The sequence below is a fragment of the Niveispirillum sp. FG156 genome (assembly GCF_057809555.1).
On the sequence record NZ_JBMDKE010000061.1, the window covers coordinates 1 to 24,137 of the forward strand.

The window sequence follows — 24,137 nt, forward strand, 5'->3', positions numbered from 1 at the left end:
GAGCCTGTGACCCCTGGGCCCCGGCCTTCGCCGGGGAGGCAGGTTTTCTCAATCTCAACAGTCCCTAATAGAGCGGCCTTTGATCTTGACGGGATCAAGATCAAAGGCTTCGGCGGCATGGGCCGCCGCCGCGCCAGTCGGCGCGGATACCAAGGGTCATTGACCATGACCCTTGGTATTAGTAGAGCGAAGCAGTCCCCCTATCCGAGGCTGCCGCCCATGTTCCGCCCCCTGCCCTTCCTGCTGCTGTCCCTGCTGCTGGCCGGTTCCGTTCAGGCGGAGGTGACGCCGTCGCAGCAGCAGATGCGCCGCGTGCTGTATGGGGAGGGGCTGAACAGCCTGACCTTCCGGCATATGGATGAGATGTTCGAGACGGCCCCTGTGCCGGCGGGGCCCAAGGTCTGGAAACTGCCGGAGGATATCCGGCCCCTGGATCTCACCTATAGTTTCGAGGGGCAGCAGTACGATACTGCCGCCTTTCTGGAACGCACGCGGACCAATGCCATGCTGGTCATCCGTGACGGGCGGATCGTGCATGAGATCTACCGCAATCATAGCGGGCCGGAGAGCCGGTTCATCTCCTTCTCCATGGCGAAATCCATTACCTCCATCCTGGTCGGTATCGCCATCCGCGACGGGGCCATCGGCAGTGTCGATGATCCCCTGACCCGCTATGTCCCGGAACTGGCGGGCAGTGGGTATGAGGGGGTGAGCTTACGTCAGGCCCTGCTGATGCGGTCGGGCGCGGCCTTTGCCGAAACCTATGGCACCGGCACCAAAAGCCAGATGGCGGAGCTGTATGAAAGCAGCTTCGTGACGGAGCGGGAGCGGTTCACCGACCTTGCCACCCGCATCGGCAGCGACCATGCGCCCGGCAGCCATTTCAACTATTCATCGCTGGAAACCGGCGTTGTCGGCTGGGCCCTGGAACGCGCCACGGGCCAGACGTTGGCCGATTACATGGCCGAAAAGCTGTGGCGGTCGGCGGGGATGGAACGGGCGGGGTCCTGGCTGCTGGATGGGCCGCCGGGCACGGGCCGCGCCTGGGCCGGGGCGGGCTTCAACGCCACGCTTCGCGATTATGGCCGCCTGGGCCTGATGATGCTGGAAGGTGGGCGGGCCAATGGCCGGCAGGTGGTGCCCGCCGACTGGGTCCGGCAATCCACCGTGCCCGACGGGACCGAGCCGGCAGCGCCGGGCCGGGATCAGGGCTACCAGTATTTCTGGTGGACCCTGCCCGACAGCGACGCCTTCATGGCCAAGGGCGTGCATGGCCAGTACATCTTCGTCGATCCCGCCAGCCGCACCGTGATCGTGAAGTTGAGCCATTGGCCCACCGCCTGGGTCAAGGCGCTGGAGGCGGAGACGTTGGCGTACTTTAAGGCGGTGGTGGCCCAACCTTAGCGGAGGTTCAGGTTTAACTTGAAGCACATACCCATCGTCATCCCGGCGAAAGCCGGGACCCAGGGGCAACAGGATCAACGGTTGATGCGGCCTTTATCGACGCTGCTGATATGTTGGGCGCTTGGCCCCTGGGTCCCGGCTTTCGCCGGGATGACGAGATAGGAGAGCGTGGCTCCCATCAGCGCGGCGACCACCCTCCCGCCTTGACCGTCAGCTGCGGCATCGCCGCTACCACGTCGGCCCAGGAGATGTATTTGAAGTTGGTGGCCACCGGCTCCCCGCTCATGCCGTTCAGATCGTCATTATACCCATCCTGAACCATCAGCAGGCCTGCCGGATATCCGGGCAGGGGGATGGAGATCAGTTCGGCGCCGTCGCATTCCTGGCCGGCATCGATGGCGCCATTGGCCGTCAGCTTGAAGCTGCCCAGATAGCGGTTCTGGCCGCCGCGTTCGAAGATGGCGAAACTGTCATCCAGGCCGGCGGCGTCGGGCACCTTTTCATCGCCATGGGCGTCGCCCTGACTGGACGCGATCAGGTAGCCGGCGCCATCGGCCCCGCGATAGAGCGCCAGCCCCTCGACATCGCGGGCAACCTTGCTGCCCGGATTGTTGAAGGGGCTTTTGGCCGATCCGCGCGTTTCATAGAAGGGCTGATCGTCGGCCTTGCCGGTCGTCAGGTTGACGCGCCACAGGCCCACATCCTCCTGCCCTGCGAACAGGATGCCGGCTTCTTCATCCACCACGAGCCCCTCGAACTGCGGCTGCCAGTCGAGCGCCGGGTCATTGTCATTCTCGGCGGTCAGGTCCTGGCCCTTGTGGGTGGTGGGGAAGTCCCAATGGCGGGTGCGTTCATGCCCGACGGTGCCGTCGGCCCGGATCACCAGGCGCTGTTCGGCCAGACGGGCGGCGTTGCGCTGTGCCACCACGGCCCGCACCTCCCCCGTCGCCTTGTCCTTCCACAGGGTCATTCCATAGGCGCTGGCCTGATCGGCCACGGGGTTCGCCATCTCTGCCGTACCGTCGGGCGACAGGCGGGTGGGGAAGACCTGGGCCTGGTTGGGATCGGTGATGTCGGTCAGGGGAGACGCCGGGTTGGCCGGGTCGATGGCCCAAACCATCAGCCGGTCGCGCCCACGGTCGCTGGCCACCGCAATATCGATGGTCGATCCGTCCGGGCGTTTCAGCCCATAGGCGACATCGACATTGTTGTAACGGCCATCCGTCACGGCATCGATCCGCTGCACCAGCTTGCCGGCCAGGTCATAGACCCGTAGCCCCGCGCCCTTGGCCGCCGTGATCACCAGGCTGCGGGCCGGGTCGTCCGGGTGCAGCCAGAAGGACGGGTCGTCGGCGTCGCCCTTGGCCCCGCCATCGGGCAGGCCGGGGGTGGTTTCGGCCATCGGTTTGACCAGGGGAAGGGAGGCCGCTACCGGGGCGGGTGTCTTCTCCTGCCCGCAGGCAGCAAGGGTCAGGATCAGGGCGAGCGGGATCAGGGGGCGCATGGGGGTCCTTTCATGGGGCGTGGTTCCCTCACCCTCCCAGACCTTGGCAGGCCTGGGCCCCTCCCTCTCCCACCTTCGTGGGCGAGGGGAGAAGTCTGCCCCTCGCCCGCTTGCGGGAGAGGGAGGGGTCTGTCGGCGTCAGCCGATGGGAGGGTGAGGGGACAACAGATCAAACAGCTCAGAACGTGGCGCGCAGGGTGACCTGGAACAGGCGACCGGACTGCTCGCTTTCCCGCTCGCTTTCCTCCACCTCACCGGCGCGGTGGGCGTCGATAATGTCGGCCACGCTGTCGCCGTCGAAGGTCACGAAACCTTCCTTCTTCTTGCGGTTCAGCAGGTTGGACGCGGAGAAACGCAGGACGAACCGGTCGGCAAAGCGCTTTTCGACAAAGGCTTCCAGGTCCTTGCCGTAGGACAGATCGACCTCTTCATCCAAGGACACTTCCTTGGCCTTCGACCGGCCCGACAGGGACGCGCCCAGGCTGGCATCCAAGCTCTGGATTGTCTGGATGAAGCCCAGGTTGTAGATATGCCGGGGCTGGTTGTTGAACCGGCGCTTGGTACCCAGCGTGGGGTCGCGCATCTCGCTGTCCAGCCAGGTATAGTTGGCGAACAGGCCCGTATCGGGCAGGCCGGCAAAGTCCAGCGGGGTGGAGAAGTCGATCTCCATGCCCCAGCTCTGCCCCTTGCCGGCATTGCGGGCCTCATAGACATTGCCGCCGGCCTCGGCATCTTCGCCGGTGTTGAACAGCTCGATCAGGTTGGTGATGTCGCGGTAGAAGAAGTTGGCGCCGATGATGCCACGCCGGCCCAATTGCCGCTCATACCCGATATCAATGCCCCAGGCGCGTTCATTGGCCAGCAGGGGATTGCCGATCAGTTCATCCTCGTCCGCCGGCTCCTCCTCCTGGCGGTAGGGGCTGATCAGGTCGTAATCGGGGCGGCGGACGGTGCGGGCGACGGAGAACAGGAACCGGTCGGCCTCGGTCGCCTGAAAGCGCAAATGGGCGGACGGGTTGAAGGCCTCGCTGTCGTAATCGGCCTTGCCATCCTCGCTGCTCACATCGCGGCGGGTGATCTCGTACCGTGCGCCGGCATCGAGCGTCAGGCGGTCGGTCAGGTCCAGCGAGAAGCGGACATAGGGGTCGTAGCGCTGTTCCTTGATGGTGAAGATGCCACCGGGGGCCGTCTCCTCCTCCCACTCGCCATCATCCAGCTCGAAGGTGCGGTTGGCGGTGTCGCGCTTCTTGTGCAGAAGGTCGATGCCGGCCTTGGTCTCCAACATGCCTTGCGTGAATTTGTAATAGACGGTGCCCGACAGTTCATCGTCGGTGGTGTCCAGCGTTTCGCGCTCCACCAGTTCGGCCTCTTCGACCGTGTCACCCTCATCCACCTCTGTCTTGCTGTCCTCACGATAGCCTGCCCAGCCGGCATCCAGGCCCAATTCGCCGACGGACAGCGGATGGGTGAAGGAAGCCGACAGGGCGTAGGTCTGCTGACCGATACGTTCACGCTGCACTTCCACCTCGTCCTGCTCCAGTGCGGCCGGGCTGTCGCCCTCGAACGTGACGGAGGTTTCATCCTCATCGCGGTTGGTGTCGACCACCAGACCGGTCAGGCGAAGGGAGCCTTCGCCCAGCCGCGTCACCAGTTCCCCGTTGGCGGAGATATCAACGCCGTCACGGGTGTCATCCTGCAATTCCCTGCCTGTATATTCGCTGAACGAACCATCGTAAAAGTCGGTCACCTTCTTTTTCGGATTGCGGCGGCCCTGATAATTGATGGCGGCCCAGTAGGAAGTCTCATCCATACTGTCGGCATAAGCGACCGCGAAGGACGGGCGGACCTTGCCATCCTCGTTGATCAGGGCGCCGGCCTTGGCGAAGCCGCCTTCGAACGCCTCGCTCTCCTTCGTCACGACATTCAGGGTGCCGGCCACGCCCTCGGACGGTTGGTCGGCGCGGGGGGCACGGACGATCTCCACCCGCTCCACCAGTTCGGCGGGGATACGATCCACGAAGAAGGACCGGTCAGCCTCCCCGCCCGGCGGACGGCGGCCATTGATCAGGACCTGGGTGTATCCGGGCGGCAGGCCGCGCATCTGCACCGCGTCATATTCCAGAACATCGGCGGCGAAGGTGACGCCCGGCACGCGCTTCATCATCTCGCCCACTGACACCGGCTCAAACCGCTGGAAATATTCCAGATCGTAGGACAGGACCGGGTTCGGGTCGGCGGTGCGGTTGCGGTAGAAGATCGTGCCCGTGACGATGATCTCCTCCACCTTCTGCGGCGCTACCTGTTCGGGGGCGGCACTGGCGACGGCGGCAGGCGCACGGGTGTGGACGGGGCGGGCAGCGGGGACAGGTGCCGCAGCGGCGGTGCGGCTGGCCAATGTCACCGACCCATCGGCCCCCACCTCCGCCGACAGGCCCGTGCCGGCCAGCAGCGCCTTCAGCGCGGCGTCAAAGCCGGCGGCGGACGTGACGGGGGCCGACCGCTTGCCGGCCACCTGCGCCGGGGTGAACAGGATGTTGCGCCCGTAATGCCGGCCAAGCGCAACCAGCGCATCGCCCAGATCACGCGGGGCCAGGGTGAAGGCGGCGGGCGAGGCCGCCACCGGCTGGCCCTGTGCCATCGCATGGCCGGGCACAAAGGACAGGATCGCCAGGGCGGAAACGCCAAGGGCCAGGGAACGCATACGCATGATCGGAACTCTCCCGTGGGACAGCCGGGCACAGCCGGCATGGACAACGGGATAGACGCAGGTGAGAGGCGGTTTCCGGGCCGATGCGGAACTTTCATCCCGGCGTCATGGAAGTGTCATCGGGTGGGGGCGGCGGCGCGGCATACCAGGACAAGGGAGAAGCACGCTTGAACCCCGCCCTATACTGACCTACCTTGATAATGACGGTGCTGATAGAGGTGCCGGACCAAAGGCAGACCGCCGATCATGTATTCCGACCCCTCCGAAAGCTACAATCCTCGCAAAGCGGCACAGGCCATCGCCTTGCTGACCCTGCGTGCTGGCAGGCGGCTTGAGGTACTGAAGGCGATCAAACTGATCTATCTGGCTGATCGCGAGAGCATGGCCCGTCACGGCTTTCCCATTTTGGATGAACAGCATGTTTCGATGAAACATGGCCCGGTAAATTCCACGACACTGGACTTTATCAACGGCGAAGCACGCACTGAGCATTCGGGCTGGACTGATTTTCTGCAAGCGCGTGAGAACCATATGGTCGCGGTCACCGATGGGGTGAGCGAGGATGACCTTGATGAGCTCAGCGATGCCGATGTTGCGTGCCTGGACGCAGTTTGGCGGCGGTTCGGGTCCATGGCGAAATGGGATCTGGTGGAATGGACCCATGAGCCGAAGAATGTGCCGGAATGGGAGGATCCGAACGGCAGTTCCAGACCCATCCCGCTTGAACGGACGCTGCGCTATCTTGGTGTCGCGGAGCCGGATGCACAGGCCAGTGTGATCAAGAATCATCGGTCGATTGACAAGCTGTTTGCGTCGTTAAGGCGCTGATCCTTGTCCTATCGGGTCCTGAAACGAGGCACGATCCTGATCCCATCAGGACCCTTTCACGACCCGGACCGAAAGCACCTTTTTATCGTGTGCACGGATATATGCCAGGATGGTCAGCATCTCCTGGTACCGGTCGCCACGTGGACCAACGATCTCTGTGACCCTACATGCCGCCTGAATATCGGCGACCATGGCTTTATCATTCGCCCATCATATGTGCTGTACCGAAAGGCAGTGATTGAGGCGGCAGCGACCCTTGAGCGAGGGGTAATGACAAGGCAGCTGGTTCCCCATGATCCAGTGAATGCGCAGGCTTTTTTGAGAGTGAGCAACGGGATTTGCCGGTCACCGCAAACCCCGCGGAAGATCAAGAAATATCGAGGCTGTCCGCAACAGGGCTGCTGATAGCCTACCCCCGCCTTTTCCCCCGCTCCACCGTCAGGGTCATGCCGCCATCCCCGCCGCGTGTGATGGCTAGGCCGTGCAGCTTGGCGGCCACGGCCACGAATTTCTCGACATCACCCGTGGCGAAGACGCCGCTGACCTGCAGCGCCGCTGCGTTTTCCGACAGGGTGACGCGTGGGCCGCCATAGCGGGCGAAGCGGGTCAGTGCCTCGCCCAGACTGGTCTGGTTGAAGATCAGGCGGCCCTGGCGCCAGGCGCCGGCCTGTTCGATATCGGCGCTGGCGATGTGGGGCGGCGTGGTGCCGTCGGCCAGGGCCATCTGGCCGGGGGCAAGGCGGCCTGTCACCCGGTCGCTGGCCGGGTCGCGCAAATCCACCCCGCCCTCCAGCAGGGTGACGCGCGTGTCAACCGCATCCTCCACGATGAATTCCGTGCCGGTCGCCACCACGGTCAGGTGATCTGCGGTGACCGCGAAGGGGCGAAGGCGGCTTTTCGCGACCTTGAAGGAGGCCTCTCCGCGTGTCAGACGGATATCCCGGCTGAACGGGCCATAGGCGACCTCCACCGCGCTGTCGGCATCCAGGCGGATTTCGCTGCCATCCCAAAGCTGGACGGCCCGTATCTCCCCCTTAGCCGTCTCATGGCTTTCCCGCGCCCAGGCCAGCCAGTGCGGCGGCACGGCCAGCAGCAGGGCGAGGCACGCGGCCAGCGCCGCAAAGCCCGCCGTGAACGAGCGTGGCTGATGACGCACCGCCGGCACCGGCGGGCGGGGGCCCGCCTGTTCCCAGGCGATGGCCACCCGTTCCATGGCGCTGGCATGGGCGGGGTCCTGTTCCAGCCAGCGGCGGAAATCGCGGCGGGTGGCGGCATCCTGCCGGGCGCGCAGCCGCGCCATCCAGCGGGCCGCCTGTTCCAGATCATGATCGGCAGGCAGGGTCATGCCGCACCCCGTCCGCCGGTGCGCCGGGCCAGATGGATCAGGGCGCGTTCGACATGGCGGGTGACGGCACCAACCTCGATCCCCAGTTTGGTGGCGATGTCGCGATGGCTCAAACCTTCGACCCGGCACAGCAAAAAGGCATCGCGGCAGACGGGTTCCAGTTCGGCCAGCGCCGCCTGGACATGGCCCAGGCGCTGACGCGCCGCCACGACGCGCTCGGGGGTGGCGACATCATCGCTGCCAGCATCAAGATCATCGTCCAGCGGCACATGCCGCCCCCCGGCGCGGGCCTGATCGCGGCGGAAATTATCGGTCAGCAGATTGGCGGCGGCGCGCAGCAGGAAGCCCTTCCAGTTGGCGATGCCGGTGCGCGGGGCCGTGGCCGCGATGACGCGGGAATAAACCTCCTGCACATGGTCCTCCGCATCCTGCGGACAGGGCAGCCGGTTGCGGAAATAGGCCTGCAGCAGGTCGCGGTGCCGGGGCAGCGCTGTTTCCAGCATCTCCACCCCCAGCACCCGTTCCGCCTCCGCGCCCGCCATATCCGCCCCATCCGGCATTCCTGGACAGGCAGCGGGTTAACATGCCGACGGCGACAGTTTTGTGACGGTGGTCCCTAGAGCCTATCCGGTGACCGGAAACACCCCCTATCGTCATCCCGGCGACAAGCCGGGATGACGAAGAAAACGCGTTTCCAGTCAGAAGAAGTCCGCTCTAACTGGCCTGGGCCTTGTACTGCGCCGTACCATCGCCCAGGAAGCGGATATTGGCCTCCCGCTGCCTCGCGGCCTCATCATCATAGAGGAAGGGCAGGAAGGCGTAGCGCGTGCCGGCGGTCACCGGCGTCGCCTCATGCAGCAGGGTGCAGCAGAAGACGACCGCTCCCCCTGTGGGCGCGCGATAGGTGCGGGGGCCGAATTCAGGGAACCGCAATTCCCCGCCCTCGAACTCTTCCTCATTCAGATTGATGGTGACGGCGAAGCGGCGATGGGCCGTGCCCCGAGTGGTATTGTCGCGATGGGGACGGAAGAACCCGCCCTCCGATCCGTCATAGCAGGCGACGATATAGCGCTCCATCCGGGTTGTCCGGAAATTCAGGGCACGGGTGATCATGGGGACCAGACGGCGTTCGATACGCTGCCGGGCGGCGATACGAACGGTTTCCTCCTGGATCTCCAGATCCTGGCGCCGCTTGAAACTATGATCAACGACGCCCACCGTCTGACCATTCACATCGTGCATGAAGCCCGATTCCGCGCCACCCTTCTGCTGATAGAGGGAGACCAGAAACCGGCAGAACTCCGGTTCGAAAATGCCGGGCACCGTCAGGACGGGCGCGGGGCGATGCACAGAACCGGCCAGTCCGCTTGCCGGCAGAGATGCCACCTGCCGCAGCACCGATACCCCCGCTTCCAAGGGAGCCCGCATGAGGATGCGCATCATGGTATCGATGACGATCCATCCACCCGTCGGCGGAATGTTGTAGAGCTGCCGGAGGCGATAGGTGGCGTCGTCGTGGAAGAACCGCAGCCGGGGCCAGCGCTGCTGCAGGAATGGTGCGTCCACATCGGGCACCACCCCAAAACAGACGGCATGCACTTCCTTCAGCTCATTGCTTGCCGTCGCCAGCAGATCCAGTGCGCTGAAGGCGGTCTGCGCATCATTGCCGGGAAAGCACAGCACGATGTTGCGCCCGCCCAGGCTGGACGAGTGGAATTGTGGCACATCGCCGGAGCGCGTCGTGAACCAGGGAGCAAGCTCCCCAACACCGGGACGCACAGGATCAAGCGGGGGGATCATCATAATGGTCACTGGTCAAGGGTCGGTTGCGCGCGTCAGAGCGCGGTGGAAAGGGTGCCACGGCCCGCGAAGGGGCATGTCGGGCCGTGGCATGCCGGCGGCCTGCCACTCCAGGAGGGCAGCCAGGAGAAGCAGGGCAGTAGCCCCACCGGCATTGATGAAGAGGAACCGCGCCCAGCCGGGATCGGGCCAGGCGATCAGGGCATAATGCCCCGCGAAACTGAGGACGGCGCCAAGGGCGAAGACGGGCAGCGGCTGCCGGCCCAGCAGGCGCAGCGGCGCCAGCCAGGCGGCGCGCAGCACATCGACATCCGCCGGCAGAAAGCGCACCACCAGATGCGTCAGCGCCAGGATATGCAGCAGCCGGGGCCAGCCCAGCCCTTCCTTGGCACCCAGCGGCAGGGTCAGGGAGGCGGGCAGCGGATGGTCGAACCCCAGCTGCCGCCACGGTTCCACCGCCACCATCCCGATCAGGACCCAGGCAAAGGCCGCCATGTCCAGCAGCGGATGACGAGGCCAGGACAGGCCGCGCTTCGCGCCCACCCCGATGCACAGGCCGATGCAGAACAGAAACTGCCAGGCCAGCGGGTTGAACATCCAGCGCTCACCCTGGAACCCTGCCGACAGGTTGGCACCTGTCACCTGCACATAGGCCCAGAGCAGGCCAGAGGGCAGCAGCACCAGTCCCATGCCCCGCGCCGCCAACGGCAGCAGGAGGGCGCTGGCCAGCATCAGCGGCACATAGGTGGCCAGGATATCGGCATAGCCGGGCAGGTATTGCAGCGCGAACAGGGCCGGCAGGGCCGCGACCGTATCATCCAGCAAGGGTTCGATACCCAGATGCCAGACGATGGCCCGGTCGCCCGTGGCCGCAAAGGCCGCCGCCCCGCCCGCCGCCAGCGCCAGGGCCAGCAGCAGATAGGTGCGGTACAGCCGGAAGGAACGGGAACCCAGGCGCAAGGCCAGCCGCAGCCAGCCATGGCGGGCATGGAAACCCCAATAGGCCAGCGCCAGCGATAGGCCCGCCAGCAGCATGAACAATTCTGCCGCATCGGAGAAACCCAGCCAGTTCCAGGTGAGGAAACGGGCGGGATTGCCGGGGATGTGATTGACGAAAATGGCCAGCAGGGCCGCCCCCCGAAACAGGTCGATACGCGCATCCCGCACGGGTCGGGAGGGCGGCGTCGGAACAGTCTCGGGGCGGGGCACAGGGCGGGTCATGAAGGGGAGAACGCGGACGTTTCCCCCTTCATCCATGCCTCAGTTAATTTTTTTGTGACTCCGGCAGCAGTGCCACGTCCACAGCCTGGATCAGGCGGTCCAGTTCCACGGGCATGTCATTGGAAATGACGGCCAGCGCGAAATCCTCCCCCCGCCACATGCCCACCTCCAGCCCCTGGAACTCCTCCAGCACGGGGCTGTCGGGGGCTTCCGCCTCATCCGGGGCCAGCGACAGGGTCATGCGGCGGCCGATCGCATCCTCATAGAGAAGCTGTCCCGTCGCGCCCTCATCGGTACCCAGGACACGGGCGCCAACCAGGCTCAACCCCAGACGCCGCAGATCGGGGATGGCCACCCGCTCCCCCAGCTTGGCCGACAGCCAGCGGCGGATCTCATCAGGCCTGGTGCCGGGGATTTCCACGGGCCGGGTGGGATCGTTGGCGAAAATCTCATGCGCGTCGAGCGCCTGCTGCGCATAGTCGGGCAGGCTGGCAAAGACGGGCCGGCGCAGCAGGTCGTTCGCGCCCCAGCCCATGGCCACCAGCAGCACCGTCGCCGCCACGCGTGACAGGCGCTGCCGCCACAGGCCCCGGCGCAGGCCGCGTTCCAACCCCTCCACCAGCGGGGCCGGCAGGGCGGGCCAGGATGGTTCCTGCGCGGTGGCGGCCAGCGCCAGTTGCTGTTCGGCATAGCGGGCCAGCCGTTCATGCGCGTCGGGATTATCCATCAGATAGGCCCGGACCTTGGCATCGCGGGCGGGATCCAGCTCGCCATCCAGGAAGGCGTGCAGATCGCTTTCCTCGATCCCGTCGGCGCTCACATCATCGGCCATTTTTGCCCCCCTCCAGCACGCGCAGGGCCGGACGTTCCTCTCCCTCCAGCGCGCGGCGCAGGGCTTCCCGTCCCCGTGCGATGCGCGACATAAAGGTACCGATGGGAATGCCCAGACGCTTGGCCGCGTCCTCATATTTCAGATCTTCAACGGCCACCATCAGGATGGCCTGACGCTGTCCTTCCGGCAAGGCTTCCAGTTGGGCGACGACCCGCGCCGCCTCCAGCCGCGCCAGCTGATCGGGCGGCTGGGCCGGTTCGGCCATCCCCTCCTCCAGGCTGGTAACGGACCGCAGGCGCACCTGCTGTCGTCGCCGCCGGCTGATATGGCAGGTATAGAGGATGCGGAACAGCCAGGCCTTCAGGTCGCTGCCCGGTCGCCATTGCGCCGCCGATGCCACCGCCTTGGCCAGACAATCCTGCAATAGATCCTCCGCCTCGTCCGCCGACCGGGTCAGCACGAAGGCATAGCGGCGCAGGGCCGTCAGATGGCCCGTCAGCTGTTGATGGAAAAGATCGTCACTCATCCCGGCCAAATCCTGTCCCAATGAAGCGTAAACGCGGGAGACGGGATTTTCATCCATGGGAATTTCAGGAACTGTTAAGATGTATCTCAGCTTGAACATATCCGCCTCCCCGGCGAAGGCCGGTGCCCAGGGGCCACGCGCCCGACGCTGGTTCCGCGGACTGCCGGGGAAGTGGAAAAGTGGATGCTTCTGGCCCCTGGGCCCCGGCCTTCGCCGGGGAGGCAATTTATAAATTTCAAGGGGATAGAGAGAAACACCACCTGATTCTCGATATCACCTAGCAGGGCGCCCGCAGGGTCAGCCAGCGCACATCATAGGTGATGTCCACGGGCTTGGTTGCATCCAGCCTGCGCATGGCCCGGCGCAGGGTGGATGCGGGCAGGCGGGTCGGTGCGTAATCGGCGCCGATGCCGCGCAGGGACAGAAGGAAATGGCGGGCATCGGCGTGATGTTCCACGAAATCCTGCTGCTGCACCCGCCCGCCAGGACCCAGCCAGCGGGACAGGGTGGCGGCATCGGGATAGGCGGGTCCTGCCCCCGCCGCGCCCGCCACCGCCAATGCTGCCCGCCATTCGGCAAAAGTATCGACACCGAGGGTCGCCACGCACAGAAGCCCGCCGGGCCGCAGCAGACCGCGCCATCGCGCCAGGGCCGCGCCCGCATCGGGGAACCATTGCAGGGCCAGGGTGGAGCAGATCAGGTCGAATGGGCCGGTGGTGGCCGGCCCCTCTCCATCCATGGCGACGACCGACAGCCGGGGCTCGGCGGACAGACGGCCCCGGCAGGCCGCCACCATGCCGGGCGCGATATCGGTGGCCAGCCAGTGCCCGACATGGGGCAGGCGGGCCAGGGAAGCCGCCGTCAGCAGGCCCGTGCCGCAGCCGATTTCCAGCACCCGTGCCCCGTCCGGCAGATCAAACGCGGCAAGCCTTTCGGCCATGGCGGCGGCAATGCGCGCCTGCACCCGCGCCGACGCGTCATAACGCGTGGCGGCGGCGGCAAAGCGGCGGGCCACGGCACGCTTGTCGGCGTCATTCAGCATCGCGCCGCCAGGGACAGGATCTCGTCGGCGCACAGGTCGGGATGCGTCACCGGCAGGGCGTGGCCGGCACCCGGCACCATCACCGGGTCGGGGAAGCTGCGGTGCGATTGTTCGGGCGGCACGATCAGATCATCGCTGCCGCACAGTGCCGTATGGGGAACGGACAGGGCCGCAAAGGCCGAACGCGCGTCGATGCTGCCCAGCAGGTCCAGGCCCGCCGCCAGCGTATCGGTATCGGGCAGGTCATCCGGTAGGGGCAGGCCGGCGCGGGCATGGAAATCAGCCAGCACCGCGGATGGATCGGCCAGCAACCGTCGGCGCATCTGCATCAGGATGCGTGGGTGGGTGCCGGCGGGACAGTCGGGGGCGCTGGTGAAGCGGGTGAAACCGTTGATGGCGACGAAACCGGATAGCATAGGGCCATGGGCCAGCAGCCAGGCGGCACCCAGGGAATGGCCGATGGCGATGAGGGGGCGGGGGCGTGGTTCCCTCACCCTCCCATCGCTATCGCGATGGGCCCCTCCCTCTCCCACTGCGTGGGCGAGGGGCGAGAAGGAGCCCTCTTCCTGATTTCGCCCCTCGCCCGCTTGCGGGAGAGGGAGGGGCCCAAGACCGTCAGGGCTTGGGAGGGTGAGGGATGGTACATGCATCTCCCCCGCCGCCACCCCCCGCGCCGACAGCGCGGCGCGCACAGGGTCCCACAGGCGGGGCGTGCCGGCCCAGCCATGCACGAACAGGAACAGGGGGCGGGTCATCAGGGCAGACCCAGGCCCGGCGGCGGCAGGCAGGACAGGACGGTCAGCAGCTGGCCCGCCGTATGATCATCCAGCGCCGCCGACAGCGACAGGCGCAGGCGAGACGTGCCGGCGGGGACCGTCGGCGGGCGGATGGCGACGGCCAGGAACCCGGCCATCTCCACGATCTGCTGCAGGCCCAATGCCGCCTGTTCGGTGCCGGCGATCACGGGGATGATCTGCGTGCTGCTGGCCCCGGTATCATAGCCGACACCCTGCACCGCCATGCGTACCGCGTCCGCCATGCTGGCCAGCCGCATGCGTTCCATGTCCAGCGACGGGATAACATCCAGGGCGGCATCCAGCGCGCCCAGCACGGCGGGCGGCGGGGCCGTGGTGTAAAGGAACCCGGCGCAGCGGTTGGTCAGGTAATCGATCAGCAGGCGCGACCCCGCGACATAGGCGCCAAAACCGCCGAACGCCTTGCCCAAGGTACCCATGGTGACGGCGATGCGGCCCGGCATCGCCGCCGCCAGTCCCCGCCCCTCCGGCCCCAGCACGCCGATGGCATGCGCCTCGTCCAGATAGACGGGCGCGCTATAGCGGTCGGCCAGATCGGCGATGGCGGCAAGGTCGGCGCGGTCGCCATCCATGCTGAACACGGACTCGGTCACCACCATGCGGGGACCGGATGCTTCCTTCAGCAGATCTTCCAGATGGTTCAGATCATTGTGCCGGAAGCGCTTGGCCTTCACGCCATTGGCGAAAGCGCCGTTCAGGATGCTGGCATGGGACAGCCGGTCGACCAGCAACTCCGCGTCGGTGCCCAGCAGTTCGGCCAGGGCCGGCAGCAAGGTGGCGTTGGCCTGGAAGCCTGTGCCGAACAGCAAGGCGGCTTCGGTGCCTAAGAAATCCGCCAGCTTTTCCTCCACCTCCCGGTGGGCAGTCAGGGTGCCGCAGACCAGGCGCGAGGCACCGCTGCCAGCCCCGAAACGGGCCACATATTCGGCGGCGCGGTCGATGATGCCGGGGTCCTGGGCCAGACCCAGATAATCGTTGGAAGCCACATCGACCAGCACATTGCCGTCGGGCAGGCGCAGGCGGATGCCGTCGCGGTCATAGGCGCGCAAGCTGCGGCGGCGGCCCGTCATCTCCAGCGCGTCCAGCGCCTGGGCCGCCAGCATGTCCAGCCAGCCGGCAGCACTGCTCATGGGTGACCCCGTTCCAGAACGCGGGTGATCGCCCCGGTCAGACGCATCACATCCTCCTCCGTCGCCGTGAAGGCCGGCGTGAGATAGAGAATATCGCGGAACGGTCTGATCCACACCCCCTCAGCTACCAAAAGTCGCTTCAAACCGCGTAAATCACCAATTCTATCCATTTGCACCACGCCGATGGCGCCCAGGGTGCGGACATCAACGACGCCGGGCAGGCCCCGGCACGGCTCCAGACCTGTTTTCAGCCAGCCATTGATGGCGGCCACCTGCGCCATACGGGGGTGTGAGTCGAACAGATCGAGCGAGGCATTGGCGACCGCGCAGGCCAGCGCGTTGCCCATATAGGTGGGACCGTGCATCAGCGCGGCCATGGGATCATCCGACCAGAAGGCATCGAACACGCGGGCGCGGGCAATCGTGGCCGACAAGGGCAATGTGCCGCCGGTCAGCGCCTTGGACAGGGTGATGATATCGGGCACCACCCCCGCCGCCGCGCAGGCGAACATGTGGCCTGTGCGCCCGAAGCCGGTAAAAATCTCATCAAAGATCAGCAGCAGGCCGTAACGGTCAGCCAGATCACGAAGGGTGCGCAGGACAGAGGCATCATGGAAGACCATGCCGCCCGCCCCCTGCACCAGCGGTTCCACCAGGATGGCGGCGATCTGTCCGGCGTGCCGATCCAGGAAACTTTCCAAGGCGGACAGACTTTCGCCGTCACGCGGCAGCGGCTGCACGAAATGTTCCGGCAGCAGCCCGGTGAACAGGGAATGCATGCCTTCTTCCGGGTCACAGACGGCCATGGTGGCGATGGTGTCGCCGTGATAGCCGCCGGTGAAGGACAGGATCTTGGACCGTCCCCGTTCCCCTTTGTTCAGCCAGTACTGGATCGCCATCTTCATGGCGACCTCCACCGCGACCGAACCGCTTTCCGCGAAGAACACCCGTTCCAGATCACCGGGCAGCAGTTTGGCCAGCCGTGTGGCGAGCGTCAGCGCCGGTTCATGGGACAGGCCGCCGAACATGACATGCGGCATGCGTGCGGCCTGTGCCTCCAGTGCTGCGCGCAGATGCGGGTGGTTATAACCGTGGCAGGCCGTCCACCAGCTGGCGATACCGTCGATCAGCACGCGTCCATCGGCCAGATGGATGCGCGTGCCGTCGGTCGCCACCACGGGCAGCGGCGGATCGGCATGTTTCATCTGGCTGTAGGGCAGCCAGATATGCCGCATGCCTTCGTTCAGCCAGCCGGGGCTGCCCGTCATTCGCAGGCGTCCGCTTCCACCTCGACCTGCATCGACCGCAGGCCCAGCTTCTGGAACAGCTTCATGTCGCGCTGCTGCGCCGGGTTCGGCGTGGTCAGCAGGCGTTCGCCGTAGAAGATGGAATTGGCGCCGGCGGCAAAGCACAAAGCCTGCATCTCATCGCTCATGTCCTCACGCCCCGCCGACAGGCGGACGACGCTGGCCGGCATGGTGATGCGGGCAACGGCAATGGTGCGGACAAATTCGATGGGATCGACCTGATCGGCCTGATCCAGCGGCGTGCCCTCCACCTTGACCAGCAGGTTGATGGGCACGCTGTCCGGGTGCTGCGGCAGGGTGGCAAGAGTACGGATCAGGCTGGCGCGGTCCTCCCGCCCCTCCCCCAGACCCATGATGCCGCCGCAGCAGACATTGATGCCGGCAGAGCGCACGGCGTCCAGCGTGTCCAGACGGTCCTGATAGGTGCGGGTGGTGATGATATTGCCGTAATGCTCCTCGGACGTGTCCAGATTGTGGTTGTAGTAATCCAGACCCGCGCCCTTCAGCTTCAGCGCCTGATCGGGGCGCAGCATGCCAAGGGTGACGCAGGTCTCCATGCCCATGGCCTTCACGCCCTCCACCATGGCGCAGACCGTGTCCAGGTCCTGATCCTTGGGTGACCGCCAGGCGGCGCCCATGCAGAAACGGCTGGCCCCCTGTTCCTTGGCAGCGCGCGCCTCGGCCAGGACCTTCTCCACCTGCATCAGCTTGGAGGCCTTCAGGCCCGTATCGAACTGCGCCGATTGCGGGCAGTAATTGCAATCCTCCGGGCAGCCGCCGGTCTTGATCGACAGCAGGGTCGAGATCTGCACCTCGTTGGCATCGAAGAACTGCCGGTGCAGCGTCTGTGCGCGGTACAGCAGGTCCATGAAGGGCAGGTTGAACAGGGCCTCCACCTCGGCCTGGCTCCAATCATTGCGGATCGGATTGCCGGCCAGGGCGGCGTGCGGGGCAGTGGCGGCGATGCTCATCTCTCATCCCTTCAACAGGACATGCGGGTTCCGGCTAGTGGTATAAAACCTGTTACCGGAGCCTGTCAGGACCCAAATGCAGGCCAGCATCCCCCGTTATGCATGGGGGGGTTGAGGGAAAGGGGGGTGGTAGGGTGGAAGCAAGTCACCATCGTACTGATCGGCAAGTTGTTTGGAAAATGCTGTTCCGCAGCGGCATCCCCGGCAGCTCTGCCATTATCGCTTGACCGCTTAAGCGACAAAACCTAGTTTTCTTTTAGGCCGGTGAGCCCGTAGAGATGTTCGGACGTCTATAATGTCTATGGATATCCTAAGCGCGGTCTAAACGCGTGACCCTCTCGGCACGGCCCGTTAAATCAGGGCGATCCCAGGATTGGGGTCGCCCTTTTTTATTATTTCCGGTAGCAATATCACGACGCCGCGCAACACATAAGATGTGGCCTGCGACGTGAGCAATGCACTCATCCTATCCGATGAAAGCGGTGACCTGGGCTGGAAACTGGATCAGCCCAACCGTGACGGTGGCTCCAGCCGGTACTTTGTCATTGCCGCCTGCCTTGGTGCCAATGGGCACCATATGAAATTCGGCAAGGTTGTCCGAAAATTATGGGAAATGAAGGGATGGACGTCAAGAAATGAAAAGAAATGGATTGATTTGAAGGAAGGCGCCCGTTCAGATTTCTGTCATCTGGCATCCAGGATGTTGGATCAGAATAACGAAACTGCCAAGGTTTTTGTATCAGTTGTCAAAAAAGAGCTGATACCAGTTCACATGCAAGATCATTTTCACTTGATCTATGCCATGGTATTCTCCCGTTCTGTCTATGAGGAAATCACCCGATATCGCACAGTCTCTTTGTGCCCTGACAATTTAAACGCGGGCACGGGATCAAAAAATCTGATCGAGAACATCACGAGAAGGGATGTGTGGCTGCAAGGCAGAGGATCGACCACGATTGAACAGATTGAGCGATCAAGGCCGCTAGAGGACGGGTTGGCCTTCTGCGACTATATCGCTGGTGCCGTGTGGAACCATTATGAAGAAGGAAGGTCGGACGCTTTCAACCGACTATCCAACCACATCCATGTGCATGAAATGTGGGAGACGCGAAGGGACCCTGCCACCGACGAAGACAGTCCGCACCTGAAGCTGTCGTAGACAGCGCCGCCCGCGCCAATTTCCCATTGGCAGGGCGATGGGACGCAGCATAGAAGGCGGCAGCCAAGCACCCAAGGACCTGCCCCATGCACGCCCGTTTCGTCACCGCCACCGGCACCGATATCGGCAAGACCTTTGTCAGCGCCTGTCTGCTGCGGCACTGGCGGGCGGCGGGGTTGGCGCCGGATGCGTTCAAGCCGCTGGTCAGCGGCATTGATCCCGATGACCCGACAGGCAGCGATCCCGCCGCCCTGATTGACGCCATGGGGCTGGAGATGACGCCGCAAACCCTGGACCGGGTGTCGCCCTGGCGGTTTGCGGCCCCACTTGCCCCCAACATGGCGGCAAGGCTGGAGGGGCGGCTGGTGCCGTATAGCGCCATGCTGGCCGCCTGCCGCCGCCGGATTGCCGATGCGAAAGGCCCGTTGCTGATCGAAGGGGTCGGTGGGGTGATGGCGCCGGTGGATGACGGGGCTACCGTCCTGGACTGGATGGCCGAACTGCGCCTGCCCAGCATCCTGGTGGCCGGAACCTATCTGGGCACGATCAGCCATATCCTGACGGCGGTGGAGGTCATGCGGGCGCGCGGCCTGTCGCTTTCCGCCCTGGTTCTGTCGGAAACACCGGGGGGAACCGTGCCGCCCGACGACACGATTGCCGCCCTACGCCCCTTTCTGGGCGATGGGCTGCCAATCCTGCACCTACCGCGTCTGCCGTCCGGGTGTTTCACGCATGAATCCGTCACGGCGCTGGCGGATTTTCTGTTTTTCTAACCTATTGCACCGGGATTCTAGCCCCCCGTATATCTATTCCCCGTGCGGGAAACGCGGCCAACTGGCATACGTGTGAAAGTGTGCAGGCGACAGCTCTGTATCGCACCAAAGGGGTGACGGGGTGCTGATTTCCGATCCGGTCGATGAAGGCGGGTTGCGGCCAAGGACCATGCTGCTGCTGGTCGCAGGGCTGGCGCTGCTTGTCCTGGCCATCGCCTTTGTGGCGGGGGGTGAGCAGCGGTCGCGCTATCAGGCGGAAATGGATGTGCGGCTGCGGACCCTGGCGGTGCAGCGGGCCAACATTCTGTCCCGCACCCTGGAGGATTGGCGCGCCCAGGTGCGCTTCCTGACACTGACGCCACCCGCATCCGGTCTGGCCCGCGCCGTCACGGCGGGCGGATTTGACACGGTCGAAAATTCCACGGCGACGCTGTGGCGCCGCCGCATGGAAGCGATCTTCAACGGCTTCATCCAGGCGCGACCGGGCGTGATCCGGGTCAGCTACCTTTCCCTTGCCGATGGGCAGGTGCTGGCCAGCGTCGATAATGATGATGGACAGCTGGAAGCCAATGAACGGCTGAAGGCCGATCTGGCCGCCATGGGCAAGGTCGCAGGGCTGGAGCCGGGCGCCATCCATGTTGATGACCTGGATGTTATGCGCGGCACGCCGCAGGTGGAGGTGATGGCCCGCCCTGTGCTGCGCATGGCATCACCCGTGGCGGGGCCGGGCGGCGTGCCGTTCGGGGTGCTGGTGGTCACGGTGGATGCGCGCGGGCTGCTGTCCGATCTGGCCATGGACCTGAACCCGATCTTTCGCGTCTATCTGACCGATGCGCAGGAGAATTTCCTGATGCATCCCGATCCGACCCGCAGTTTCGGCATGACACATGACCATCCCTGGCGCTGGCAGGATGAATTCAGGCTGGTGCCGGCGCAGGATGGGCGCGGGTCGTCCAAGGCGTATGACAGCGATGGTGGCCGTGTGCACGCCGTGCGGCAGCGCGTGGCGCTGGACGGCACAGGGGGGCGGCAACTGACCATCTCTACCATGGTCAGTGATCGTGTCATCGCCGCCAATGCCGACAGCGTTCGGTTCTGGGTACTGGGCCTGGGTCTGCCCCTGACGGGTCTGGTGGCGCTGCTGCTGCTGCTGGGCCATCAGGCGCGACGCCGGGACCGGGCCATCCGGTCGCGCGATGCCTGGCTGGTCGCCCTGATCCACAGCGCCCGTGACGCCATCATCGGTCTGGACCCCAAAGGTCATGTCAGCAGCTGGAACGAAGCCGCCACGCGGCTTTTCGGTGTGGATGCGGCGGAGGCCATCGGGCGTACCACCCTGTCCCTGATCGTGCCGCCGGGCCTGGACATCCAGGAACAGGACCTGCTTAGCCGTGTCAGCAACGGCGACAGCGTCGTGAACATGCGCACCCGCCGCCGGGGACGCGATGGACGCCTGCTGGATGTCTCGATCACGGCCACGCCCGTGCGGGCCGGCAACCGCATCGTCGGATCGGCCCTGGTCATCCGCGACATCACGGAGCAGATGGCCGCAGAGATCAGCCTGCGCGGCATGACGGCCCGGCTGGAGCAGCAGGTGCGCGAACGCACCATGGAGATCGAGGCGCTGGCGGCACAACGCCACGCCATCATGGATGGCACCGGTGCCGCCATCATCGCCTGCGACCCGTCGGGCACCATCACCCTGTTCAACCCCGCGGCAGAGGCCGTGCTGGGCCACAGCCCGCATGAGATGGTGGGCAAGGCCACGCCGGCAAAGTTCCTGGACCCGGCCGAGCTGGCGGCGCGGGCCCAGGCCGTCGCGACCGAACAGGGGGACACGCCCCTGTCCACATTGGATATCCTGACGGCGGATGCCGAGGCCGGGCAGCCCGATATACGGGAATGGACCTTCATCCGCCGGGACGGCAGCCGCCTGCCCGTGCTGACCGCCATCACCGCACCGGCCAACCGCGACGGCGCCACCAGCTGCCTGATCGTCGCCATCCCGCTGCACCGGCCCGCTGCACCGCCGGAACCTGTCGTGACCGCAATGGTCGCACCGGTCCGACCGGTGGCGGCCCGCAATGATAGTATCCCCGGCATCGACATGGCGGATGCCATGAACCGGGTCATGGGCGACCGTGCCCTGCTGAACAGTGTGCTGGAACAGTTCGCGGAACGGTTCGATGGCATCGGCACCGACCTGCGCCGCATGATTGCCGCCGGCGACAGCCTTGCCGCCATGCGCAAGCTGCACGAATTCCGGGGGGCCGCCGGCAATGTCGCCGCGCGAGAGGCCATGGAACTGGCCACACAGGTTGAAGAGCGTCTGCGCGACGATCCCGCCCGGGATCAGACGGCGGAGATCGACCGGCTGGACGGCATGGTAACCCGCCTGTGCGCCGCCATCCGGGCAACGGTTCCCGACACCCGCACCGCGACCGGTGCCGCCGGTGCGCCCTTGGACCTGAACACCCTGCGCGACGCGTTGCGGGCACGGCGCATGACGGCGCGCGATGTGCTGGCCAGCATGGCGGACGGGTTGACCCGGCGGCTGGGCAAATCCAAGTTCATGGAACTGTCGCGATTGGTGGATAGCCTGCGCTATGACGAGGCGCTGGCATTGTTGGATGCGGAGTGGACCGGTTGACCGTGAGCATGCCCCCCGCGCTTGGTGCGGCCCTTCCGCCCTTGCGCGTTCTGATCGTCGATGACGATGTCGGCACCATCCGTATCCTGGCCCAGGTCGTGAAGGATATGGCCGATGTCACCTTTGCCACCAGCGGGATGGAAGCCGTCGCCATGGCGCGGACGGAACTGCCTGATCTGGTGCTCCTGGATGCAGAGATGGAGGGGATGGACGGGTTTGCCACCTGTGCCGCCCTGCACGCGATGCCCGGAATGGAGAATGTGCCCATCCTGTTCATCACCTCGCATCGCGGGGTGGAGATTGAGTTGAAGGCTCTGGCTGCCGGTGCGGTGGACTTCATCAACAAGCCGTTCCATCCCCATATCGTGCAGGCAAGGGTCCGCACGCACCTGACCCTGAAACGGCGCACGGACGCGCTGACGCGGCTGGCCACGATGGACGGGTTGACGGGGATTCCCAACCGCCGCACCTTTGATCAGTCGCTGGCGCAGGAACTGCGGCGGCTGGGCCGGGGGACGGGCCCCTTGTCCCTGGTGCTGATCGATGTCGATCATTTCAAGCGCTATAATGATTTCTACGGTCATCCGGCGGGCGATGATTGTCTGCGCGCCGTGGCCGTCGTCCTGGCCGGATCGGTGCGCCGCGCCGGCGAACTGGCCGCGCGGTATGGGGGGGAGGAATTCGCCATCCTGCTGCCCGGCAGCGACATGAATGCCGCCATCGGCCTGGCGGAAAAGGTGCGCAGCAGCATCGCGGGCCTGCGTCTGGCCCATGCCGCCCGGCCCGACAGCGCCCATGTCACGATCAGCGCCGGGGCCGCCACCCTAGGCCCGGCACAACAGGGTGAAGGGGCAGCGCTGATCGGGGCCGCCGATCAGGCCCTTTACCGGGCCAAGGCAGCCGGACGCAACCGGGTGCTGCATGCCGATGATGCGGCCTGACTGACGGGACGGGGTCGCCAAATCGGCATTGGCGTTACGGTGCGCCCCACGCCATATGGCAACATTCCCTCCTGTAACGGGCGCGACCATGGCCGGGCTTTCAGAGACGACCTTCCTTTATCTGCTGGGCGGCACCATCCTGGCCCTGGCCGGCAAGTCCGATGCCGCCGACAGCGCGGCCCTGCTGCGCGCCGCCGGGATCAGCACGGGCGGGCCCGTGACGGTACGCCCCCTGATGAGCGTGGGCAGCCAGAACCTGCGCATTGACGATATCCGCCTGCTGGCCCGCGAAATCCAGGCCCGCCATGCCGAAGGCGTGCGTGCCTTCGTGGTGGCGCAGGGAACGGACACGATGGAGGAAACCTCCTTCCTGCTGTCGCTGCTGGCGCCTGCCGATGCCACCATCATCATGACGGGATCGATGCGCACCGCCGATGCGCCGGGGGCGGAAGGTCCCGGCAATCTGCGCGATGCCTTGATCGCCGCCCGCGCCCTGGCCGGGAAGCGGCATGGCGTTCTGGTTGCCATTGCCGGTGAGTTGCATGATGCGCGGCTGGTGCGCAAGATGGATAGCGGGCGTATCGCCGCCTTTGGCAGCCCCGGCTGGGGGCCCGTCGGGAGCATCATTACCGGCCGCGTGCGTCTGGCCATGACGCCCCTGCCCGCCCCCGGACCCTATGACTGGCCGGCGGACAAGGCGGGGGGCCGTGTCGGCCTGCTGACAATTGCCATGGATGCCGACCCGCTGTCGGTCCTGCCCTATGCCGATGCCGCCTGGGACGGGTTGGTGGTAGAGGCGATGGGATCGGGTCATGTGCCCCAGGCCCTGGCCGCCCCCCTGGCCGCCATCGCCGCCACCAAGCCGGTGCTGCTGGTCAGCCGCTGCCCGCAGGGCGACACGGATGGCCATGGCACCTATCGGGGCGAGGGCACGGCAGCCTGGCTGATCGCCAACGGCCTGATCGATGCCGGCAGCCTGGACGGGCGCAAGGCCCGTCTGCTGCTAACCACCCTGCTGGCTGCAAACCGGGATGTCCGGGCGGATATGGCCGGCTGGGCGGGAATGGGGCTGGTGTAATATCAGCGGCACAAAATCATGACCGGATGGTCTGGGACGGCTACGTAGCGCGGATTAGCGAAGCGTAATCCGCGGGAACCCCGGCGTCGTTCCGCGGATTACGC

At 65.5% G+C, this 24,137-nt stretch carries 20 protein-coding genes; 7 read left to right on the top strand and 13 right to left on the bottom strand.

All coding sequences use genetic code 11. The features are described from left to right. Nucleotides 1-219 precede the first annotated feature (219 nt). Nucleotides 220-1,404 carry a serine hydrolase domain-containing protein gene (locus ACODSP_RS26640; protein WP_488968542.1) on the top strand — a complete coding sequence of 395 codons (1,185 nt, stop codon included), beginning with the start codon at nt 220-222 and terminating at the stop codon, nt 1,402-1,404. A gap of 178 nt (nt 1,405-1,582) precedes the next feature. Here the strand turns inward: ACODSP_RS26640 and ACODSP_RS26645 are convergent, their stop codons facing one another. Together ACODSP_RS26645 and ACODSP_RS26650 are read right to left on the bottom strand one after the other, a co-directional pair. After that, nucleotides 1,583-2,908 (bottom strand): phytase, encoded by a 1,326-nt coding sequence (locus ACODSP_RS26645; RefSeq protein WP_488968543.1) that lies wholly within the window; start codon nt 2,906-2,908, stop codon nt 1,583-1,585. Nucleotides 2,909-3,086: 178 nt separating this feature from the next. Next, on the bottom strand, nt 3,087-5,615 hold the full coding sequence (locus ACODSP_RS26650; protein ID WP_488968544.1) for a TonB-dependent receptor domain-containing protein: 2,529 nt from the start codon (nt 5,613-5,615) through the stop codon (nt 3,087-3,089). A gap of 246 nt (nt 5,616-5,861) precedes the next feature. Between ACODSP_RS26650 and ACODSP_RS26655 the strand changes: the two genes are divergently transcribed. Beyond that, nucleotides 5,862-6,443 carry a Panacea domain-containing protein gene (locus ACODSP_RS26655; protein WP_488968545.1) on the top strand — a complete coding sequence of 194 codons (582 nt, stop codon included), beginning with the start codon at nt 5,862-5,864 and terminating at the stop codon, nt 6,441-6,443. Nucleotides 6,444-6,852: 409 nt separating this feature from the next. On the opposite strand, the gene ACODSP_RS26660 is transcribed toward ACODSP_RS26655, so the two are convergent. The 11 genes from ACODSP_RS26660 to bioB form a co-directional block, all read right to left on the bottom strand. Further along, nucleotides 6,853-7,788: a FecR family protein gene (locus tag ACODSP_RS26660; protein ID WP_488968546.1), complete on the bottom strand. Its 936-nt coding sequence runs from the start codon at nt 7,786-7,788 to the stop codon at nt 6,853-6,855. Beyond that, complete coding sequence (locus ACODSP_RS26665; RefSeq protein WP_488968547.1) at nt 7,785-8,330, bottom strand: RNA polymerase sigma factor; 546 nt, start codon at nt 8,328-8,330, stop codon at nt 7,785-7,787. Before ACODSP_RS26665 ends, ACODSP_RS26660 begins: the two co-directional genes overlap by 4 nt. A gap of 172 nt (nt 8,331-8,502) precedes the next feature. Further along, the gene (locus ACODSP_RS26670) at nt 8,503-9,591 is read right to left on the bottom strand and encodes a 2OG-Fe(II) oxygenase family protein (protein ID WP_488968548.1); all 1,089 of its coding nucleotides are present in this window, start codon (nt 9,589-9,591) and stop codon (nt 8,503-8,505) included. A gap of 12 nt (nt 9,592-9,603) precedes the next feature. Beyond that, complete coding sequence (locus ACODSP_RS26675; RefSeq protein WP_488968549.1) at nt 9,604-10,797, bottom strand: OpgC family protein; 1,194 nt, start codon at nt 10,795-10,797, stop codon at nt 9,604-9,606. A 55-nt stretch (nt 10,798-10,852) separates the two neighbouring features. Next, on the bottom strand, nt 10,853-11,641 hold the full coding sequence (locus tag ACODSP_RS26680) for an anti-sigma factor family protein (protein ID WP_488968550.1): 789 nt from the start codon (nt 11,639-11,641) through the stop codon (nt 10,853-10,855). Further along, nucleotides 11,631-12,167, bottom strand: a complete 537-nt coding sequence (locus ACODSP_RS26685; RefSeq protein ID WP_488968551.1) for a sigma-70 family RNA polymerase sigma factor — start codon at nt 12,165-12,167, stop codon at nt 11,631-11,633. The genes ACODSP_RS26680 and ACODSP_RS26685 overlap by 11 nt, the downstream gene beginning before the upstream one ends. 277 nt (nt 12,168-12,444) lie before the next feature. Then, entirely contained in the window at nt 12,445-13,209 is a 765-nt protein-coding gene (locus ACODSP_RS26690) for a methyltransferase domain-containing protein (protein ID WP_488968552.1), read from the bottom strand. Then, nucleotides 13,203-13,964 (bottom strand): alpha/beta fold hydrolase, encoded by a 762-nt coding sequence (locus ACODSP_RS26695; RefSeq protein ID WP_488968553.1) that lies wholly within the window; start codon nt 13,962-13,964, stop codon nt 13,203-13,205. The genes ACODSP_RS26690 and ACODSP_RS26695 overlap by 7 nt, the downstream gene beginning before the upstream one ends. Further along, nucleotides 13,964-15,154, bottom strand: a complete 1,191-nt coding sequence (locus ACODSP_RS26700; RefSeq protein ID WP_488968554.1) for an aminotransferase class I/II-fold pyridoxal phosphate-dependent enzyme — start codon at nt 15,152-15,154, stop codon at nt 13,964-13,966. Before ACODSP_RS26700 ends, ACODSP_RS26695 begins: the two co-directional genes overlap by 1 nt. Then, the gene (locus tag ACODSP_RS26705; RefSeq protein WP_488968555.1) at nt 15,151-16,422 is read right to left on the bottom strand and encodes an adenosylmethionine--8-amino-7-oxononanoate transaminase; all 1,272 of its coding nucleotides are present in this window, start codon (nt 16,420-16,422) and stop codon (nt 15,151-15,153) included. The genes ACODSP_RS26700 and ACODSP_RS26705 overlap by 4 nt, the downstream gene beginning before the upstream one ends. Then, nucleotides 16,419-17,432 carry a biotin synthase BioB gene (gene bioB, locus ACODSP_RS26710; protein WP_488968556.1) on the bottom strand — a complete coding sequence of 338 codons (1,014 nt, stop codon included), beginning with the start codon at nt 17,430-17,432 and terminating at the stop codon, nt 16,419-16,421. Before bioB ends, ACODSP_RS26705 begins: the two co-directional genes overlap by 4 nt. Before the next feature lie 448 nt (nt 17,433-17,880). On the opposite strand from bioB, the gene ACODSP_RS26715 reads away from it, so the two are divergent. From ACODSP_RS26715 to ACODSP_RS26735, 5 genes are all read left to right on the top strand, one after another. Then, the gene (locus ACODSP_RS26715) at nt 17,881-18,591 is read left to right on the top strand and encodes a hypothetical protein (protein WP_488968557.1); all 711 of its coding nucleotides are present in this window, start codon (nt 17,881-17,883) and stop codon (nt 18,589-18,591) included. Nucleotides 18,592-18,677: 86 nt separating this feature from the next. Then, nucleotides 18,678-19,364, top strand: a complete 687-nt coding sequence (bioD, locus tag ACODSP_RS26720) for a dethiobiotin synthase (RefSeq protein ID WP_488968558.1) — start codon at nt 18,678-18,680, stop codon at nt 19,362-19,364. A gap of 121 nt (nt 19,365-19,485) precedes the next feature. Next, nucleotides 19,486-22,014, top strand: a complete 2,529-nt coding sequence (locus ACODSP_RS26725) for a PAS domain S-box protein (RefSeq protein ID WP_488968559.1) — start codon at nt 19,486-19,488, stop codon at nt 22,012-22,014. 8 nt (nt 22,015-22,022) lie between these two features. Beyond that, the gene (locus ACODSP_RS26730) at nt 22,023-22,955 is read left to right on the top strand and encodes a diguanylate cyclase domain-containing protein (protein WP_488968561.1); all 933 of its coding nucleotides are present in this window, start codon (nt 22,023-22,025) and stop codon (nt 22,953-22,955) included. Nucleotides 22,956-23,043: 88 nt separating this feature from the next. After that, nucleotides 23,044-24,033 carry an asparaginase gene (locus ACODSP_RS26735; RefSeq protein ID WP_488968560.1) on the top strand — a complete coding sequence of 330 codons (990 nt, stop codon included), beginning with the start codon at nt 23,044-23,046 and terminating at the stop codon, nt 24,031-24,033. Nucleotides 24,034-24,137 lie beyond the last annotated feature (104 nt).

Bases quoted from the DNA above. Each gene is read 5' to 3' on its own strand.
- ACODSP_RS26640 (WP_488968542.1), top strand. From the start codon at position 220: ATGTTCCGCCCCCTGCCCTTCCTGCTGCTGTCCCTGCTGCTGGCCGGT.
- ACODSP_RS26645 (WP_488968543.1), bottom strand. From the start codon at position 2,908: ATGCGCCCCCTGATCCCGCTCGCCCTGATCCTGACCCTTGCTGCCTGC.
- ACODSP_RS26650 (WP_488968544.1), bottom strand. From the start codon at position 5,615: ATGCGTATGCGTTCCCTGGCCCTTGGCGTTTCCGCCCTGGCGATCCTG.
- ACODSP_RS26655 (WP_488968545.1), top strand. From the start codon at position 5,862: ATGTATTCCGACCCCTCCGAAAGCTACAATCCTCGCAAAGCGGCACAG.
- ACODSP_RS26660 (WP_488968546.1), bottom strand. From the start codon at position 7,788: ATGACCCTGCCTGCCGATCATGATCTGGAACAGGCGGCCCGCTGGATG.
- ACODSP_RS26665 (WP_488968547.1), bottom strand. From the start codon at position 8,330: ATGGCGGGCGCGGAGGCGGAACGGGTGCTGGGGGTGGAGATGCTGGAA.
- ACODSP_RS26670 (WP_488968548.1), bottom strand. From the start codon at position 9,591: ATGATGATCCCCCCGCTTGATCCTGTGCGTCCCGGTGTTGGGGAGCTT.
- ACODSP_RS26680 (WP_488968550.1), bottom strand. From the start codon at position 11,641: ATGGCCGATGATGTGAGCGCCGACGGGATCGAGGAAAGCGATCTGCAC.
- ACODSP_RS26685 (WP_488968551.1), bottom strand. From the start codon at position 12,167: ATGAGTGACGATCTTTTCCATCAACAGCTGACGGGCCATCTGACGGCC.
- ACODSP_RS26690 (WP_488968552.1), bottom strand. From the start codon at position 13,209: ATGCTGAATGACGCCGACAAGCGTGCCGTGGCCCGCCGCTTTGCCGCC.
- ACODSP_RS26695 (WP_488968553.1), bottom strand. From the start codon at position 13,964: ATGACCCGCCCCCTGTTCCTGTTCGTGCATGGCTGGGCCGGCACGCCC.
- ACODSP_RS26700 (WP_488968554.1), bottom strand. From the start codon at position 15,154: ATGAGCAGTGCTGCCGGCTGGCTGGACATGCTGGCGGCCCAGGCGCTG.
- ACODSP_RS26705 (WP_488968555.1), bottom strand. From the start codon at position 16,422: ATGACGGGCAGCCCCGGCTGGCTGAACGAAGGCATGCGGCATATCTGG.
- bioB (WP_488968556.1), bottom strand. From the start codon at position 17,432: ATGAGCATCGCCGCCACTGCCCCGCACGCCGCCCTGGCCGGCAATCCG.
- bioD (WP_488968558.1), top strand. From the start codon at position 18,678: ATGCACGCCCGTTTCGTCACCGCCACCGGCACCGATATCGGCAAGACC.
- ACODSP_RS26730 (WP_488968561.1), top strand. From the start codon at position 22,023: ATGCCCCCCGCGCTTGGTGCGGCCCTTCCGCCCTTGCGCGTTCTGATC.
- ACODSP_RS26735 (WP_488968560.1), top strand. From the start codon at position 23,044: ATGGCCGGGCTTTCAGAGACGACCTTCCTTTATCTGCTGGGCGGCACC.